Genomic DNA, 18,938 nt, shown 5'->3' with positions numbered 1-18,938 from the left:
ACTAAACAAATATGACTTGAAATCTAGTAAAAAGTCGATGAATGATACAGAAACTCCATTTGAATTTAAGAGAAGTAATAAGAGGGTTTATAGTGAAAGGAATTCTTATGATTTTGGCTTTTTGAAAGAGTTAATTGGAGAAAATATTAGTTTAGAACTACTCGAGTTATTACCGAGTTTTGGTCATAATCAAGTAAAAGAGTTAGCAGATGTATTATTTAAAAGTGGGAAAATTAATACGGGAGAAAGATTACTAACCTTACAATATGGCGAGAAAGTTGTAGAAATAGCAAAAGCTAATTTTTTAAAAGTGGTTTGGGATGCTCTCTATAGCCAATTGGATAAGGGTAACAAATTAAGTGAATTTGGGAAAGAGCCCAATAAGATTGAGAACTTTAAAGTTATTTTTACAAGTTATCATGATGAAGGAATATTAAAAGGAAAAGATACACCAATTCAAGGCGTTCTGAATTTAGGAGATATAGGTGAATCCTATAAAGGAATTTTAGGTTTTCTACAAAAGCATGAAATGAGTAATGGAAATAAGCTGTTATCAAGTAAGATTGCAAATACGGAAACAGGATCTTTAATTGCATTAGAAGGAAACGTTTCTCAGGATAGTAGAGGGAATTATCATTTATATGGATTAGTCCCATTTGATGTATATGAGGCGTATATTGAACCTAAAATTTACGAGGGTGTGTCTCATATAGCTGCATTAAGTGAAGCGAGTGAAGTCTATAGATTAATGAATCAGAAAGCTTCATTAGATGAAACACAAAACGTACATGATGTAATTATTCAGGGTTTAGGTGCAGGTAAGAATATTTCAGACGTAAGAGTAGATTCAATGACAGTACCAAGGGCAAATGTGAATTATACTTTGAATGATTTTAGTCAGTATATTGGTAGTACCTCTTTCAAGTCTGTAAAACAGCTAATTCATAGAATGGAAGATAGTAAATCTTATCAGTATACGAAGAATAGTGAGAAATTTATCATTGCAGATAAGTATAAAAATGTTCAAAATAATTTATCAGGATTCGAATTAGGTCAGGTTTACCATTCTGGTTCTGAGTCACTGGATATGGAAAAAACACAAAGCAAATCATTTAAGTATGGATTTGAAGATTCAGTATTAAATAGTAACTTTAGTAGTCATTATCAAGCGAATGTTACTACTTTATTGGATAGCACAGAATTTATTCGTGAAGCAGAAAAGTTAAATCTACTTAGTGGAGATAGAAATTACCAAGTTGGTGAAAAGGTTGTTATAAATTCCGGTGAAACATTCCAGATTCAAAATGGCCATTTGAATAATTTAGAGAATGGCGCTAATCGTTTTGCTTTTAAAGGGGAATTAATAGCTATAGAACAGGTCTTTAGCAATGAGGATATGATAGATGTTGAACTTAACGAGTTAAATACAATGCAAACTCACTCTTTATTAAAGGACGCTAAAATAGATGGTTTTTCTTCAAGTGTGTTGGAACAATGTGAAGATGTAGTGGTTACACATGTAGTAAAAAAGAGTGAAAAGAAAAAAACAAATGAAACAAAAATTGAACAAAATATTTCTGTTAAAAATAGTGTAGCTGATTATGAGATAACTATAGAAAATGAAATTAAGTATCATCTAGATAAAGAATTTGACACATTTATTTCAACGACTATCTTAAGTGATCAAAGAGAAATCGTAGTTGATATTTCGAATGACTATGGAGATTTTGGGGAGATAGAGAAGAATTTAGAACTTTATGTAGAAGAACAAAGTGTAGTAAATAAACCCGAAAAGAACATGGAAATTCAGCAAGACACACTAATCAATTCAAAACTTGAAAAGATATTTGAATCTTATATTCAAGATAGTAATGTAGTAAATCAATTGAAACAAGAAGAAGAAATAAATTTAGTGAATTTTTTAGATGCTAAAAGTGAAAAGGTATTGAATACTGATGTGTCAGCCCACATGATAGCAGATGATATACAGAGAGAAGAAAAAGCTCATGTTGATAATCTAATTGGATTGGAATTAGAAAATATAGTTGAAACCTATATTCAAAATAACGATTCAGCAGCGCTTGCAGAACGAGAAGAAGAGCTGAATGAAATATATCTAATTAATGCTGTTCTAGATAATACAAGAGACTTGTATTTATTAGATAGTAGTAGAGCGGATCAAACTGATCATAAAGAACAGGTATATATTGAGAAGTTAGTTAGTTCGAAACATGAAAAGATATTAGAAACGTATGTGCAAAGCGGTAATATGGCAGAACAAAATGAAAATAGAAAAGAAACGCTAGAGACGTATGTACAAAATAGTAATAAAGCAAAACGAATGAACGAAGAAGAACTACATGTCGAGAAGCTATTAAGCACTAATCTTGAAAAAACGTTAGAAACGTATGCGCAAAGTGGTGAGATAGCAGAACAAATTGAATACGAAGAAGAAACAGCTGTAGAGAAATTGTTAGGCATAAATCTGGAAGAAACGCTAGAAATGCATGTGCAAAGTATGGATAGATTGGATCAATTACAACGTGAAGAAGAACTACATGTCGATAAACCACTAAGTATGAATTTGGAGAAAACACTAGAAACGTATGCGCAAAGTGGTGAAATAGCAGACCAAATTGAACGCGAAGAAGAAACAATAGTAGAGAAATTGTTAGGCATGAATCTGGAAGAAACGTTAGAAATGCATGTGCAAAGTATGGATAGATTAGACCAATTACAACGTGAAGAAGAACTGCATGTCGATAAAATGCTAAGCATGAATCTTGAAAAAACACTAGAAACGTATGTGCAAAATGGTGAGATAGCAGACCAAATTGAACGCGAAGAAGAATTACACGTCAATAAATTACTAGATATGAATCTGGAAGATACGCTAGAAGTGTATATGCAAAGTGACGATAGAGCATTTCAAAATCTTCGTGAAGAGGAAAATTACCTCATTAATCTAAGTACAGCAAAATCTGATGGGATAATTGATAGTGTTGTCTATAAGGAAAATACAATGTCAAATATGGCTGAAAAAGACAATGGTATTCTATTGGATTATGTATCAGAAGGTATAGTAGGAGAGACTTATGAAACGTTAATAGAAGAGGTAGAACCATTAATTATTCATAAAGAATATGAAACAATGATACAAGATGTAGAAAACGCATTAAGTGGAAGTGAAGTCCACGTTGCAGTAGAAAGAAAACATTTAGCTCATCTGTTTAACATATTTGATATTGAAATGAACAATCAAGTACTAACCAATGTAGGGAAAGAAAAGGATGCTACCATTGAAGATACAGTTTCAGGTAATCAAACAAATGAAATTGGAGTTGTAGTTACTGATGGGGTTCTTATGAGTTTGGGAGATACCTATGAGTCAATTATTGATCCTACTATTAAAGGTGAAATGGGTGCAACTATAGACACTGTAGTTATAGATGCGAATTTAGCAGATCACAATGCATCAAATGAAGTGGATATTGCAACAATTGAATTCGTAAATAGTGGTAATGATAGAGAAACAACATTAGAAGAAATAGAGTTTGCAGGTTCAGAAAGTAATTGCGAAACTACTATAAATCACTATGATTTTGCGAGTAATAGTCAAGAAACAGATTCAATTATAAACAATAATGAAATGGCAATTTCGGGAATTCATGTAGATACAGAGGTAGAAGAAAGTACCTTAGCAGAATGTAATGTATTCTTAGATGTTATCGAAGAACAATTTGATAAAACAATATTACGTAAAAATAGAAAAATGACAATAGAAGATGAAATGCAAACAGAACAGGTAAATAAGAAGAAAATAAGGATTTTCCAAGAAGAAGAGGGAAGTTCAAGTAATGAAACTATAATGATACTGGATGAAGAAGAACAGATAAACATTAATTCTGCTTCAAATATCACAATAGATAGTGAAACTACAACGAAAAAATTAATATTAAATACAATGTCTATAGAAGATGATGAATTGTTAAATATTAATAAAAGGAATTATGGATTTATTGATGAGATTGATGAGGGAATGCATTCGAATTCAAATATAATTTCTATAGAAAATGAAGTTGATTTAAATATTGAAAGACAGCATGAAATGAATGTAATTGATGAAGATGATACAGGTATAGGCTTACCTGAACCAGATAAGCCATGGGATGAAAAAGAAAAGGATAAAGTATGGCTCATTATGGGTAAACCATTCCCTGCATGGAATGGTTGGAATATCAAGAAGACGCGATAGGAGGAAGTTACTATTGAGCATTCATAGGGTTCAGACTGGACTTATTTTTGATGATAATTTTGAAACACTTGATTCACGTTGGATCGTATCCCCTACTGACTCTTATACGTACAGTGATTCTGATAAACAATTAGTACTTAAACACAACTCTACTGATAGAAGTACAAATGCTCTTTTTTCTCTTCCTCAAAATGAAGATGAATTGTTACTACAAGTGCATTCGAACTATACACCAAAATATTTGGGAGATGAAGGTGGTCTTGTTATTTGGAAGAACGCTCTTGAGAAAGTTGAGTTTTTGGAAAGTGAAGATAGCATTCATGAGAATACCTATAATATTTGGAGAACAGTAAAAAAACAAAATCTGTGGACCTTTTTTGCAGAGCGAGGAAATGCGTGGGAGTTATTTGACTCAACAATTTGTATCGATCCAGCTATGGCTGGAGTTGTATTAAAAGGTACGCCAAGGGATGGGTATACCCCCCTTATTGTAGAAAGGGTTATCCTGTGTAAGGGTACTAATATTAGTGTGGGTAATTTAAATAGCTTTTATAAAGTTGAGCTTATTGATTATGAAAGAAATGTTGTAACTACTCAAATAGTTCCAGATGGATATTCAGGTATAGAGATTGAATTACCTACCATTCCTTTTAAGGGGAAAATTAGAGTTTACGATAAGAGTGAGACTGGTGAGTATGTTTTAATAGATGAACAAAAAGAATACGCTGAAATGTACGGCGGAGATTTGTTTTTAAGAGGTACAAACTTAAAAGTCAAATGGAAAGGCCAAGAGTTAAGTGAAACAAAAGCTACACATTTAGGTGCACTGAAAAGTGACATAATTGAACAAAAATTGACTGTCTTAAACGATACTTCGGGAAATGTAGCGGAGAATATTGAAATTCAGATTGCTGTTTATAACAAAGAGTTTGGCTGGGAATGGTGTGACCTTGCCACAGACAGCAACGGTACTCCTAATCAATATGAAGATACAACAATACGTATAGGAACGTTACATGAGGGAGAATCAAAGGATTTTTGGGTGAGAATTGCTAGGGTCGATACAACCGATCCTGAAAAAATAAAACAACAGATGAGACCTTCGCACTTCTTCTTGGAAATAAGAAACGAATAAGGGGTGGCTAAATGGGAACAAGAATGAAGCTCCATAGATATAGTCCTATCACAAAAGATTGGGATGAAATATTACACGTTGTTGATCAAGATTTCGTGAAAACATATGGTACATCAAATCCTATTTTACCAGTTGGTCATACTTATGAACCAAATAAAGGGTTATTAAAAGTGTATTATAATGGCCGGCGTTTACTAAGCGGAGTTGATTATATTGAGCTGGATGATTATCACATCCATTTAGGTGTAGGTTCAAAAAATGAAGAGCGTTCTATACAGCTACAAATTGGTGATGAGGTGTACATAGAAGTGTATAAAAACCAATATTGTAGTAGAGGGCAAGCTACTATTAGTGGAACCCAATTTTATGACTTACAAAAGGAAGTTTATGATGCTCGGCAATTCAGAGAGAGTGATAAGCCTCATATTTCATTAGATGCACGTCTAGATGAAATACAACGCCAGTTAGAATTGGTGTACGGTGGAAATTCTAGTGTAGATATAGATTATGAATATAACGAAAGAGGTCAAATTATTCGTGAAATTATCACGGGAGATCATACTATTATTCGAGAGTTTACGTATTATGAGAACGAGGCACCTATGGTAAAGGGTGAATTGAAAACAGAGACTGTATATTATACAGATGGTCTTGGAAGTCTATCTCAACAGGTTACAAGGGAATTTTCATATGATCCTGCAACTAGAAGACTATTAAAGACAACAGTACGAGGGGATAGCTAAGTCTATCCCTTTGTTAATTTCCAATGGAAAGTTCTTATAATGACAGTGCATACCTCGATTTATAAGGAGGATAAATTTATGGATTTTATTGCTTACAATAGAGCACATCTCAATAACAGGCGTATACGGAAGCTTGACGATAAAGTGATGGTATTTGTTGTGCCATCTATTGTACAAGTAGGTATTGTTCGTACAGAATTACGTTTCCCTTATAAGGGAGAGTTAATTGATGCGTATGTAACGTGCGGCACAATGGGAGAATCAAAAACGTGTATTGACATTGAAAGATGCAGTCAAAGTTCATATGATACAACACCTATTTGGCATAGCATTCTTGCTGATGAACTTGTTATTGATGGAAAGAGCAAATCTAATCGTACGTCCTCTACACCATATTCTTTTAAACCGTCACAACTAGCTGTTAATCGTGATGATCACTTTAGAATCAATATCAAAGAGGTAGGTAAGGGCGTAAAAGATATTACTGTAGAGTTGGTAGTTGAATTAGCTCTCGAAGAATAATAAATAATTCATCACAACTTTATAAAGAGATGTAGCGATAATTAAAGTGTAAATAAAAATTAGGAGGTCATTTATATGCCAGCACCACAAGTGAATTGGAGAAAACAAGACAACTCAGGAGCTGTACCGTCTTGGAATATTGGGACCATTGATGCAGGAACACCTTCCTCTGATTTTGGAGTATTAATTTGGAATAACTTTACGGGAACAACAGATTTATCTACTATGACAAACTGTACTATTACGACAAAAGATAGTGCAGGGGGTAATACGGGTGAGTTAGTAACAAATAAATGGGTTGAGGTGACTGTTGCATCGGCAGCTGAAACTGGTCGTACACCTATTGGAGGTAATTCTACTCATCCAATCCAAGCAGGAGGAAATTCAACGAATACTGATGGTACGTTTTCTCCAAATGCAAATGAAATTTTAGGTGTTAAAAATGATGGTAATAAAACTAGTGCAAAAGGTAACTATGCAGAAGTTATCCTTCGTGCCAATGTTCCAGGTAACGCGACAGCAGGAAACGTAGCATTCTTAACACGTGTTGCATATCAGTACGTATAAAAAATAGTTACTTCAATGCAATGAGGTAGGGGGAAGCAAATTGATTTTACAAAATGATAAATATACACATTCTCCTGTGGCACAGGATTTTATCTGGGTGGCTGAGTATCCTGACGGTACTCATCTCCCAGAATTTGATTTTAATACAAAAGAAGAGAATAGCTTTTATAAGATTGATAGAAATAAGCTTTTCAGATTCGGGTTAATTGGTCATGGTAATAAAATTTATTTTGAACGTGATGGTATTTTCAGTATAGCAGGTCATCGCATTCAGTTCTTTTATGAGTTTGATGGAAAAACTATACCTTTAAATGGCGATTTTAAGTATGACATTAACGATATTATCACATTTAAAGATGCAGAAGCATCAGGACTTGTAGCTGGTTTTCAGGGAAACGGAATGTTATCGAATCGTATCACTCATTACAGCTTAGGTTATAAAACGAATATTAATGTAGAAGGTATTAACTTTCATTTTAAGCCCATTGTAAAACTTCCACTTAATCAACCTGCCATGATTAATTTACGAATGGTAGCTGATCAGAAATTAGATGGAAAAGTGATTATAGTAAATAATGGACGAGTAGCTTTTGAAACTAAAGCGCCTCTTGAACCTAATATAGGTGGTGAATTGAATTGGATCATTCAGTAAAGTTAACAAGAGATCAACTTCTAAATATCCTTTATGGTACGTCTTATAACATGGATGGGAGTGTAGTAAAAGATACTGAAACGATTCGAAACTACACAATAGAAGTTATAGATAAGAAAGTTCACTTAAAAACATTTAATATACCAGTTCAAATCTTAGTAGAAAACGAATGGTGTGATATTGAAAATGTAGTAAGTGATGAAGATTTAAATCTAGTATATTCAACATTTCAAGAAGTTCATCTGGACAGTGAAATTATTTTAGATACAGATGATCCGACAGGTATTTCTGTACGAAGTCGTGAACGAGTTCGCGATTTATCTAATTTAATCTCTGAAGCAGGTATTGTTTTGCCGAGGGAATTTACTTGGGTAGACGGGGCATCTGAAACAAGTGGCGTTATTATTTTACCACAAGATGACTACGACAAAGTATTTATTGCTACTGATCCGGACAAAGATGGAAATCCTTTAATTGTCTTTATTAAACAAAAGACAGAAAAGGATCAAGAAAGACCATACTTTGTAAAAGAAAAAGGTAAGACATATATATATGTTGACCATTTCTCTGGTGGAGGGGGAACACAATCTAGTCCCTATTTAGTTGAGGATGAAAAGGATTTAAATAATGTCCGAAGTAACTTAGGTGCTTACTACACGCAAACAAAGGATATTATTATGACTAGTTATCAAACTGGTTCTGGTTTTGCTCCAATTACTAGCTTTAAAGGTTATTATGATGGTGCGGGATATGATATTAAAGATTTATATATTAATCGTACCCAATCTAATGTGGGTTTGTTTGGTGAACAAACCGGGGGGACTATTAAGCGTGTTCGATTAGTTAATGTAAATATTGTGGCCAACGGATCAATGGTAGGTGCTTTAGTAGGAAAGTCTGATGGAGATGTTGAAGATTGTGCCGTAATTTCGGGAACAGTTAAAAATGAGGGGAGCTCTGCTCAATATACAGGTGGCTTAGTTGGTTACCAAAATGCAGGGAGAATTGTAAGAAGCTATAGTCATGCGGATGTGATGTCTTCAGGTAATAACTGTGGTGGTTTTTTAGGAATTGTTAATGGTGGATCTGTATCTCAATGTTTCTCAACAGGTTCTGTTACTGATTTAACAGTTGCTAAAAATGCTTCGTATCATGGGGGGTTTGTAGGTTCAGGAAGCAGCATATATTCTTGCTATTACAATCTTACAAAACAAGGCGGAGTAGCTAAAGGTGGAGGCACTGCACTTAATGAAGCAGACATGAAAAAAGCTTCTTCATACTCGTTTGATTATCAGAATTATTGGCATATTGGCGATTATAAAGTTAATAAAGGATATCCTGAGAATAGGAAGTTTATTAAGTATAGGAAAGGTAAAGGTACTTCAAATGATCCGTTCCTCATTTATAATCAATTTGATTTAGAACAAGTCCGTCATTTCGCGGACAAACATTTTCGTATGGAAAATGATATTATACTGAACTATCCCAAATCGGGTCCTGGTTGGCTTCCAATTGGAGATGGCATGACTAATCATGAAACTGGTTGGTGGGCTAATAGCTTCGAAGGGACGTTGGACGGTAACAATAAAGCTATAGGTGGGCTTTATATGCGTAGACGTTCTACTTCTAAATGTGGAATGTTCGAAACATTATCAACTAATGCAGTTGTTAAGGATCTTATAATTATTGATGTTGATATGGAAGTAGGAAACCATTGTGGTATTATCGCAGGTTCCATGAATAAAGCAAAATTACTTAATGTGAGTGTAAGGATGTTTAATTCTTTTTCATACAAGACTTTTTCTAGTGCAAGTGATGGAAATGGTTCAGGTGGTTTAGTAGGTTTGGCAACTAACGATGCGGTTATTGATAATTGTCTATTTGATGCACCAATACAGCAACAAAGCGGTTACTTTGGTGGTATAGTTGGCTGTGTAGATATGAAAGCTACTATTTCTAATTGTACTGTTTCAGGAATTTTTGATCAAGTCAGTGGATATATGGGAGGAATTATTGGAAATATAGCTTATACAACTTATTCAAATTCTTCCAATCAACTGATAAAGATAAATGATTGTGTGGTCCATGCAGATATGAGTAAGGCAAGTGCTGGGGGGACTATAGCTGCAATTCACTATAGAAAAGATGATTACTATAACAGTGATACTGCTAGAAAAGGTGTATGGAATGTCAATATTTCCCGAGTCATTATTACGGGTACTGCTTCTGCTTCTAATTTATTAAGAGCGGAAGCAGATCGTGTTTATAGTGGACAAGCAATAGACCTATCATATTACTTCAGTAGTAGTTGGCAAGTTAGTAACAGTTTTTATAATAAGAATAAGGTGTCAGCCAGCACGTATTACAATTTTCAAGCCAAATATACACCAGAAATTCGACATCCTTCCACTTACAATGCCTATGATTTTGTAAATACTTGGACGTTTGATGAAAAAAATCGAGATGGAGATCCGGTACTAATTAAACACATTCCACCAAAATTACCAATACTAGGTTTTAGGAATGAAATAGGCCTGTATTATACTGATGAAGCCGGTAACATACTAAGATACTTAGAGTATGGGACACTGGTAGCTGGTAGTACCTCAGAAGCTTATCCCATATGGCTGCAGAATAATGCTGATTTCCCTGTTAAGGATATGAAAGTTTGGGTCGATCCACCTACAGTAAAACCAGGTATTACAGTCCAACTAAGTTTATCAAACAATCCTTTCGTACCTGTAAGTGAAATACCTTTCTCTGGAACTATACCTATTGGAGATGCTAGACAGTTTTATATTAGGTTTTTGTCCGAAGTTACAGTTACAGAGGGTGGTACATTTGATATGAAGGCAAAAGCAAGTCCTGCTTAATGAGCTTTTCATCTCAATACAATGGGATTGGATGTGATTAGAATGGCATATCCGTTAAAGGGACTGACCTTACATTTACACTCTGCGTTAGCTAACCAAGGTTATTCACAGGGTGTAAATACAATCCCTGTTAATTCTTGGTTTGATTTAGCAAGAAAAGGGCATAACGGAAGTTTGATAAGTTTTAACTTCTCGCAAGATAAAACTTGGACAGGTATGAATATACCTACGGATCCTTATTCACTTTACTTTAACGGCCTTAACAATCACGTGGTAATCCCTAATCATTTGGAATTACTGCCAACAGACTCAGGTTTTACTTTTGAAACTTGGGTCAAACCAGTTAAGTCAGGTTATATCGCATCTTATGGTGCGGGGAGTGAACGAGGGTTTTCACTTTATTTTGACTTAGATACTCGTGAAATTCGGGTTCAAATAACGACAGAAACAAAGAAAATGTCTTTTGTTTTTACTGAAGTTAACGTAAAGGCTTGGCAACACATAACTTTACTGTATGATGGAGAACGCTTATGGGGTATGATCAATGCAGCTCCGCAGGGCTTTAGCTTACCTGTATTGGGGGAATATGTTAATACAACAGCCCCATTAGTATTAGGTAAATCATCAACAGCAAATAATAGTTATTTTGAAGGAAATATAGCAACTTTTAGAATATATCAAAGGTCACTTAGTTGGGATGAGGTAACGAATAGTTATAATGCAGGTTTTCTTATTACCGACAATAAAAGTGAACTATCTTCTAAGGGATTAGTATTATGGCGTGATGAGATAGAAGCTACCTTAAATGTAAGCATAATGTCTCAAGCAACAGCGAAATATGAGACAGCCAAAGTAGATAGTCAAAATATAAAAGGCTTCATAGATATTATGAAACCTGAAGATATGATAAGTTCTATTATAATTAATCCAAGTATTAGAATAGCCGCTAACTATGAGATTGATAAATTCGGAGAAAACGATTTAGTTGCTACAATTAGTGTTACACATTTCCAAAAAGATTTAAGATGTACATTGAATATCAATCCTATCAGTTATATGCGTTCTGAATATAATATGGAGGGTTATGGATCTAGCGATTTAAAATCAGAAATTAGAGTATGTACACATAATAATCTATTTTCAAATATATCTATTAATCCTTATGTCAAATTAGTAGGTCATTATGAGATTGATGAACAATATATTTCAAGTTTACTTTCTGAAGTAAATGTATTGACGTATCCTGCACATTTAAAATCAAACATTATAGTGAATATGAAAGAAATTCATTTGTCTGCTAAGTATGAAATGGACAAAGCTTCATATCATGACTTTAAAGGTGCTATTTCTGTAACATATTTTAAAGATTTACCTTCCAATATTGGAGTTAATATAAATGTAGATAGATTGGTAAGGGCTACATACTTTACTGAGCCTTCGTATTATAGTGATCTTTATTCCGAGATTTTTGTAATGGGTACGAATAACTTGGAATCAAGTATACACATTTCGACTAATTCATATATAAGAGCAACCTATGGAGTAGATGGTATTACCATTAGAGATTTCCCTGCAAATCTTACTGTAAGAGCTGTACAGGAACTTCTCTCTACCATTAACGTAACGACCCGTTCATCCATGAGAGCACAGTATGGTATGTCTGGGATTATCATAGATGATTTGGTTTCAAAAATTACTATTACTAGTCTTTCAGAGCTCGATGGTACCTTAACGGTAGCTGTAAAAGGAATAATGTCTGCCAGTTATGAAATTTCTCCAATCTTTATAGCAGATTTACCTATGGATTTAGGGATTAAAGAGTGGAATGAATTATATGGAGACATGTTCATTAATTTGAAAAACAGTATGATGGCTACCTATGAAATAGCGCCTATTTATTTTGAGTGGTTATCATCTGAGTTATCGATTAGAGTAACTGAAAATTTACAATGTAAATTGTTTGTCTCTAAGCCATTCGTATTAAGGGCTAGTTATGGCATGATGGAAAGGCCAAAGTTTAATATGAAACTGTATCCGAATAAGGATGCATTTGTTCGTGAGTTTTTCCCGAAATTAAACTATGGTTCAGAAACACAGATGTATATAGGTAGGACTGGATCACCGTTTCCTGAGAAATATCGTTCCCTTGTGGGATTTGATATTTCAACAATACCTACAGTAAATACTGAAATAGGTAAAGCTATTTTACGACTGTATTATGATGGGAGAGGACAAGGTTCTCAGTCTGTCCAGGTCATTGAAAGTAATAGTCAATGGAATGAAACAGGTGTAACGTGGGCTAACCAACCTCAAGCTGCAATAGATGGATTTTCTGTAACTAGAGTAATAGGTGGAGCAGCTGGATACGTAGAGTTTGATGTTACGCAGTTAGTTAAGAAGTGGCATATATATGAAAAACCTAACCTTGGTTTCTTAGTGCGGGCAGTAGAAGAGTCCGAAAATTTATCTAGAGGATTTTATACAAAAGAAGCAATCGAGCGAAGACCAGAGTTAGAAGTTACATACTATGACATGCAGATATATTCTGATGATCATGCGTATATTTCAGCAGAAATCACAATTATTCAAAATAAGGTAAAAGATTTAATTGGTAACATTCTTGTTAGAGATAATAAAGGATTTGGTAATCTATCATCTAGTTTACATGTTCATCAACCTAGGGAGTTAGAATCCCGAATTTGGATTAACCATCCACAAATTATAGGTAGTATTGTATCTAGACAAAAAGATTTTAGTGAAATTCTTGCAAAAATAGCTATTAAAACAATAGGTGCATCTGACCTTGATGGTTATATTCGTGCCAATGAAATAGAAAAACGTTCGAGGATTTATGTTCTTTATAGAAATGATTTGAGCACTAATATTACCGCTCGTGTATGGGGGAACCCTATAGTTAATGGTGGGCAAATAGTCTCTACTATGAGTATTACTGAAAATAATAAAGTCTCTAGTGTTTATGTTCTTTATAGGGATGATCTCATTTCTAATTTTGATATAAGAGTATGGTCTAATGATACTGACTTGCAAAATAATCTACTCATGGAATTTGAAATCACACGTAGTTTTGAGTTGCCTGGTAGTTTAGATGTTAAAGAGCGAGTTGAATTAGATAGTACAATTGGAATTAGGGTTGAAGAATGTACGGATCAACATTCTGAAATGTACGTTAAGTATAGAGTGGATTTAGAAGGTTATGGTAACATAGGAAATCCTAATTTAAAAACGTACATTAATGTTTGGGAGAAATCTTTATTAAATGGCCATGTAATTGCAAGACAAAATAATGAGAACAATCTTCCTGCGACTATTCATATTCCGCTAGGTGGGTGGGAGGAAATTCCTTCTTCAATTAATCTACGCATGATGTATGATGTTCCAGGTATTGTAACAGTAAATTCAGGTAATTTACAATCGTTTATTACGATTCCTATTAATGCGCAAAAAAATTTGGTTTCCATGTTAAATGCGCGAGTAAGAAGAAGCTCAGATTTAGACAGTATATTTGAAATAAATTCAGGTAACTTCTATTCAGAACTAACTGTAAGAGCTATAGGTCATATAGATATTAGAGGTTATGTAAGAGTTAAACAAAATACTGAAGATAGGCTTCCGATTAAGGGGTATGTAAGGCCGTGGGTTAACTTGTTCTCTAGCATTACTGCTAGTAAGCCACGGTATAGAGATTTAGCTTCTTCTATTAGAATAAGACAAACTGGTGCAGTGATACTAGAAAACTCTATTGCAGTAAGGGTATGGGGTGACTCTTGGCTTGATGGTGGACAACTAGATGGAACAATAGCTATTCGAATATGGGATAACCAGAATCAAGAATCAAGTATTAGTATTAGACGAAGTGCTGAAATCGGATTAAATGGATTTATTCAAGCTAAACAAGTTAGTGATTTACCTTCCATGATTGCTGCAAGACAAATTGCCTTAGCAGATTTAGCTTGTGAAATAGCTTGCTATGATCATGTTAATTTGTTCGGGAACGCTACTGTACGAGTATGGGGTGATTCTCAAACAGATGGTGGTTTACTTAATGGTAAAATTACCGTAAGACAGTCTTCGAATAGTAATCTTGTTGGTTTAGTTAAAGCATTTGAACATTACAGTGTAAATTCCACGGTTATTATAAGGCAGAGTGATAAGGAAGATTTAAGCAGTACAATTGCAGTAAGACGATCAGCTGTATATGATAAACTTGGAACAGTAGCTGTTAGACAGTCCGATAAAAGTGAACTACAAGCTTACAATTTCTTTGTAAGACAAAGTGATAAATCACAGATATCGGTAACAGCTTTAATTAAGCGTGTTAGCAATTTAGAGAGTAGTATTGAGGTCGTAACAGCATATCCTTATGCTTATATAATGTAAAAGAGAAAAGTAGCCTGCCATTTCACTGGGTAGGCTATTTTTTATGAATAAATTCTTATAATTTGTATTGAATAAGATAATAAATTTATAAATATATGAGTCCTATAAATTCTTATGATTTTGTTGTAAAATCCAAATTTCATTGTCTAAAGAACTTTCAATGGTTTAATTAAAGTACCTTTTCTTAACGGATTGTATTGTAGATATTGTTTCTCTAAGAAAGGTGTAATCTTTTTATTTTTGAGTAATGTGAGAGGGAATATATACATTTTCTACTTAAATTCTTTAACAGCGTAAATATATTCAATGTAGAAAGTTAGTTTTATGTATACTGACTTGAAAATTGTTTTAACTTGTTTACGTAAGAAGCGAGATAAGACTCAATGATAGAAAGTGATAACTGCCTTAAGTTATAAGGATAAATGAAATAGGAATACGTTTTATCTCTGACAATACATGGAGATAAAAATTTTGAGTGTATTTCATGTGTAACATCTCTTTACCTTGTAATAATTCACATTAGGTTATGTCTAAGGTAGGAGAATTTCTAAAAGTAGGAGGCTATTATATATGCCTAAACAGGGAAAATACAATCTTGTTGAAATTGGTTTGATCAGTATAGCACTGTGGTGGGCAGTTCTATTGTTATCTCCCATTGCTACATTTAAAAATTCTGTATACAGTACTATGGAGCAAGTTATGCCGGAACAGTTATGGGGCATGCAATGCTTATTTATATCTTTCTTCTTATTATATGGGGTGGCTACAGATAATAAGATTATTAGAAGTATTGGATTGTTAATTTCTATTGGATTTTGGACATTTGTTTCCGTTTCCTTATGGTTAAGTGATAGTGCTACAACAGGTACAAGTTATTTTGTTTGGGCACTTATGGCCGCAGGTCTCTATCTTAAGCTGATGAAAGTAGGTGACGGTTAATGAAAGATAGTTTAATTTCTGCAATTGCTTCTGTATTAGGCATGTTTATTACAGGAGGTTTTGGTTACTTAACTTCTAAGAACAAACCAACTTCTAACACCAGTATCGATACAAGTACAAACCGTCATTCTTTATCTGATGACGAAAGGCAGTTTCGAATTGAACTCAAAGATATGATGTTAACATATCAAAATCAGGTGAAAGAACTAACTCTAGAGGTTGCTAGATTAACAAAAGCGAACCTTCAATTAGAAGTACAAGTAAGACAATTAACGGCTCGTAATGAGAGTCTGGAAACGCAAGTGCATGAATTAACCACTGCGAATAGAGAATTAAAAGAAGAGGTACAAAGGAGACGCAATAGTATTACGGAATAAGGTGACTCATGGGAAATGCATTCAGAATAATTAGTTATTTTAAAAACAAGGACTACCTCTATATGTTTTTATTTTAAATATATTTATTATTCTTAGTAAATGTTAAACCATTAAATATTCTCCTTATAATAATGCAAATCAAGTATTGCAATACGAGATTAATGTTCTTCGTTTTATTCAGGCATGAGGAGGTCTTGATGTGGGATTTAAGAAAAAATTTGAAATTGAAACGGATTATCTGGATGAAGGATCAACCAAGCGTCCTGGTAATCGTATTTATGTTCAATTTATTGTGGCACATGGTATAGAGCATCCAAACTTAACAGCAAGAGAAAGTGTAGATTATTATCAACGTACACAGAATCAATCAAATACTGCGGTACATTTTCTCGTAGATGATAAACAAATTATTGAGTGTATACCTGCTGTGACACATGAACCAGAATATGCCTTTCATGTAATTTATGATGTTAATACTAGTAATGCATTATATGATACATGTGCTAATAATTCTGCCATCGGAGTGGAATTATGCTACGGTGAAAAAATTGATAAGGTAGATTCGTATAAGCGCTATATTTGGCTGCATGCTTATATTTGTTATAAGTTTGGACTAAATCCTCGCCGAGATATTATAGGGCATGATGTACTAGATTCTAAGCTGAGAAGTGATCCCACTAAAGGACTAGAATTTGTAGGTAAAAGCTTTAATCAATTCATTATGGATGTAGTAGACGAGTTTGAAAGTTGTACAAAGGAAACCAATATGATAGCTAAACAGGTATCGGTCAAAAATGGAAAGTTATATACAATACGTGCAACTGATACGCTTCAGTCTTTAACCACACAATTTGGTATAAAAGCAGATTGTTTAAAAAAATTAAATCCAGAACTGGACATCCATGCATTGTATGAAGGACAAAGTATTTTAATCGAGCCAGGTTCACCTCAATTAGGCAAGAATTACATCAACTTAGAACTAAAAGAGTATATGAGAATTCCTCCTGTTCGACCATATCCAGGGAAGCCTATAAAACAAGGCGATAGGGGACGGAATATAGAGGCGATTCAAAGAACGTTAAAAGTGAGTGTTGATGGCATATTTGGTAAGGAAACAGAAGAAAAGGTTAAAGAGTATCAGCGTAATTCTAGTTTCTTATCTATTGATGGTGTAGTTGGTATGCAAACTTGGTATGCACTATTTTAAATTGGAGGAATAGAAAATGAATGACCTTTTACAGTCAATGCTAGAGAATGGAGCATTGTTAGTGATTTTAGCAATTCTAACAGAATCTCTTACAGAGATTCTAAAAAACATGATACCTAATAGAACCATTCAAGATCGTTTCACGTATCTGTTATCTATTTTGGTAGGTATTTCTTTAGCATTTGCTTTTAATTTAAACTTCTTTGACTTGAATGGATATGGAAAATATATATCCATTATATCTGCAGGATTATTGGCAAGTAGAGGGGCAAATTATGCGAATGGATTTTTGAAAAAATTTGATATTTTACGTTAAAAAAGGATGGGATTAAAGTATGGGATATATTGTTGATATTTCAAAATGGAATGATAATATTAATTGGGCTGTGGCGGCGAAAAATCTAGATCTTGCTATTTGTCGTGTGCAATATGGTTCATTGAAACGTGATAAATTGTATAATCAGCATGTGCAAAAATTAGAAGCATATGGGATCCCGCATGCAGCATATGCTTACGGGTGTTATGTGAGTGTTAATGATGCAATTGTGGAAGCGAAAGATTTTATGGCACGAGTTAGTCCAAATGCTAGATTCTTAGTGTTAGATGTAGAAGATGATACACTCGCAAGTTGTGGACCAAGTAAATTAGCTGCAGCATCTCAAGCATTTATTGATACATGTAAAGCGGCAGGGTGGAAGGTTGGTTTATATGTAAGCCACCATATGTATGAAAAATATGGGTTAAGTAATGTAAAAGCTGATTTTTTATGGGTTCCACGCTACGGCAATAAGCCGAAATATAGTTGTGATTTATGGCAATATGCAGACAATACAACAGGTGGGTATGTGTCTGGAATTGGGAATTGTGATGTTAACCGTTTGAATGGTGACAAATCTCTTAAATGGTTCTTGGGAGAAGAGGAAAACAAAACGTTTTATCGTATCCACCTTGGTGACTTTAATACGTCTGAGTGGAAGGATTCCACAATGAATAGAGTAAAAGAAATTCTACCTGGTTATGGTTTGTGGGAGGAGAATTTAGGAAATGATAATTATCGAATTATCGTAGGAGATTTTAATACTAAATCATGGGTTGATGAAACATTTAATAAATTAAAATTAGCTCTTCCTAACTATGGTATGTGGATTCAAGAAATTTAATAAATAAGCAGATTCTTTATTTTAAAGAATCTGCTTATTTATATATATAACTAAAATGATTTTTAAAGAGTGTTGTAGTTTGAATTTTCTGTTATTTTCTGTTATATACT

13 protein-coding genes are annotated in these 18,938 nt (G+C 33.8%); all 13 read left to right on the top strand.

The window, feature by feature from the left end; translation table 11 throughout:
• The first annotated feature begins 37 nt into the window (after positions 1-37).
• Positions 38-4,255: a ring-infected erythrocyte surface antigen domain-containing protein gene (locus AB6801_RS03455; RefSeq protein WP_370941030.1), complete on the top strand. Its 4,218-nt coding sequence runs from the start codon at positions 38-40 to the stop codon at positions 4,253-4,255.
• Between the two features lie 13 nt (positions 4,256-4,268).
• Positions 4,269-5,390, top strand: a complete 1,122-nt coding sequence (locus AB6801_RS03450; RefSeq protein ID WP_000022191.1) for a hypothetical protein — start codon at positions 4,269-4,271, stop codon at positions 5,388-5,390.
• An 11-nt stretch (positions 5,391-5,401) separates the two neighbouring features.
• Positions 5,402-6,133: a hypothetical protein gene (locus AB6801_RS03445; protein WP_000537241.1), complete on the top strand. Its 732-nt coding sequence runs from the start codon at positions 5,402-5,404 to the stop codon at positions 6,131-6,133.
• A 78-nt stretch (positions 6,134-6,211) separates the two neighbouring features.
• Positions 6,212-6,655: a hypothetical protein gene (locus AB6801_RS03440; protein ID WP_000345538.1), complete on the top strand. Its 444-nt coding sequence runs from the start codon at positions 6,212-6,214 to the stop codon at positions 6,653-6,655.
• A gap of 75 nt (positions 6,656-6,730) precedes the next feature.
• Positions 6,731-7,222 (top strand): hypothetical protein, encoded by a 492-nt coding sequence (locus tag AB6801_RS03435; RefSeq protein ID WP_001111329.1) that lies wholly within the window; start codon positions 6,731-6,733, stop codon positions 7,220-7,222.
• 40 nt (positions 7,223-7,262) lie between these two features.
• A complete protein-coding gene (locus AB6801_RS03430; protein ID WP_000602965.1) occupies positions 7,263-7,874 on the top strand; it encodes a hypothetical protein in 612 nt (203 codons plus the stop codon).
• Positions 7,859-10,747, top strand: coding sequence for a fibroblast growth factor (locus AB6801_RS03425; protein ID WP_097999164.1), 2,889 nt, complete (start codon positions 7,859-7,861; stop codon positions 10,745-10,747). The genes AB6801_RS03430 and AB6801_RS03425 overlap by 16 nt, the downstream gene beginning before the upstream one ends.
• Positions 10,748-10,789: 42 nt before the next feature.
• The gene (locus tag AB6801_RS03420) at positions 10,790-15,145 is read left to right on the top strand and encodes a DNRLRE domain-containing protein (protein WP_097999165.1); all 4,356 of its coding nucleotides are present in this window, start codon (positions 10,790-10,792) and stop codon (positions 15,143-15,145) included.
• Positions 15,146-15,715: 570 nt separating this feature from the next.
• Positions 15,716-16,084 carry a hypothetical protein gene (locus tag AB6801_RS03415; RefSeq protein WP_001125914.1) on the top strand — a complete coding sequence of 123 codons (369 nt, stop codon included), beginning with the start codon at positions 15,716-15,718 and terminating at the stop codon, positions 16,082-16,084.
• The gene (locus tag AB6801_RS03410) at positions 16,084-16,461 is read left to right on the top strand and encodes a hypothetical protein (protein ID WP_000655296.1); all 378 of its coding nucleotides are present in this window, start codon (positions 16,084-16,086) and stop codon (positions 16,459-16,461) included. Before AB6801_RS03415 ends, AB6801_RS03410 begins: the two co-directional genes overlap by 1 nt.
• A gap of 199 nt (positions 16,462-16,660) precedes the next feature.
• Complete coding sequence (locus tag AB6801_RS03405) at positions 16,661-17,668, top strand: N-acetylmuramoyl-L-alanine amidase (protein WP_097999166.1); 1,008 nt, start codon at positions 16,661-16,663, stop codon at positions 17,666-17,668.
• A gap of 16 nt (positions 17,669-17,684) precedes the next feature.
• Positions 17,685-17,984: a hypothetical protein gene (locus AB6801_RS03400; RefSeq protein ID WP_000998964.1), complete on the top strand. Its 300-nt coding sequence runs from the start codon at positions 17,685-17,687 to the stop codon at positions 17,982-17,984.
• 19 nt (positions 17,985-18,003) lie between these two features.
• Entirely contained in the window at positions 18,004-18,828 is an 825-nt protein-coding gene (locus AB6801_RS03395) for a GH25 family lysozyme (RefSeq protein WP_053514173.1), read from the top strand.
• The last annotated feature ends 110 nt before the right edge of the window (positions 18,829-18,938 follow it).

The sequence above is a fragment of the Bacillus sp. RCC_6_1 genome (assembly GCF_041360755.1).
Classification (GTDB): Bacteria; Bacillota; Bacilli; order Bacillales; family Bacillaceae_G; genus Bacillus_A; species Bacillus_A cereus.
This window is presented reverse-complemented; position numbering and strand designations above follow the sequence as displayed.

What these genes read in the sequence shown, in the direction of transcription:
- AB6801_RS03455 (WP_370941030.1), top strand. Translation starts at nt 38, where the DNA reads ATGAATGATACAGAAACTCCATTTGAATTTAAGAGAAGTAATAAGAGG.
- AB6801_RS03445 (WP_000537241.1), top strand. Translation starts at nt 5,402, where the DNA reads ATGGGAACAAGAATGAAGCTCCATAGATATAGTCCTATCACAAAAGAT.
- AB6801_RS03440 (WP_000345538.1), top strand. Translation starts at nt 6,212, where the DNA reads ATGGATTTTATTGCTTACAATAGAGCACATCTCAATAACAGGCGTATA.
- AB6801_RS03435 (WP_001111329.1), top strand. Translation starts at nt 6,731, where the DNA reads ATGCCAGCACCACAAGTGAATTGGAGAAAACAAGACAACTCAGGAGCT.
- AB6801_RS03420 (WP_097999165.1), top strand. Translation starts at nt 10,790, where the DNA reads ATGGCATATCCGTTAAAGGGACTGACCTTACATTTACACTCTGCGTTA.
- AB6801_RS03415 (WP_001125914.1), top strand. Translation starts at nt 15,716, where the DNA reads ATGCCTAAACAGGGAAAATACAATCTTGTTGAAATTGGTTTGATCAGT.
- AB6801_RS03410 (WP_000655296.1), top strand. Translation starts at nt 16,084, where the DNA reads ATGAAAGATAGTTTAATTTCTGCAATTGCTTCTGTATTAGGCATGTTT.
- AB6801_RS03400 (WP_000998964.1), top strand. Translation starts at nt 17,685, where the DNA reads ATGAATGACCTTTTACAGTCAATGCTAGAGAATGGAGCATTGTTAGTG.
- AB6801_RS03395 (WP_053514173.1), top strand. Translation starts at nt 18,004, where the DNA reads ATGGGATATATTGTTGATATTTCAAAATGGAATGATAATATTAATTGG.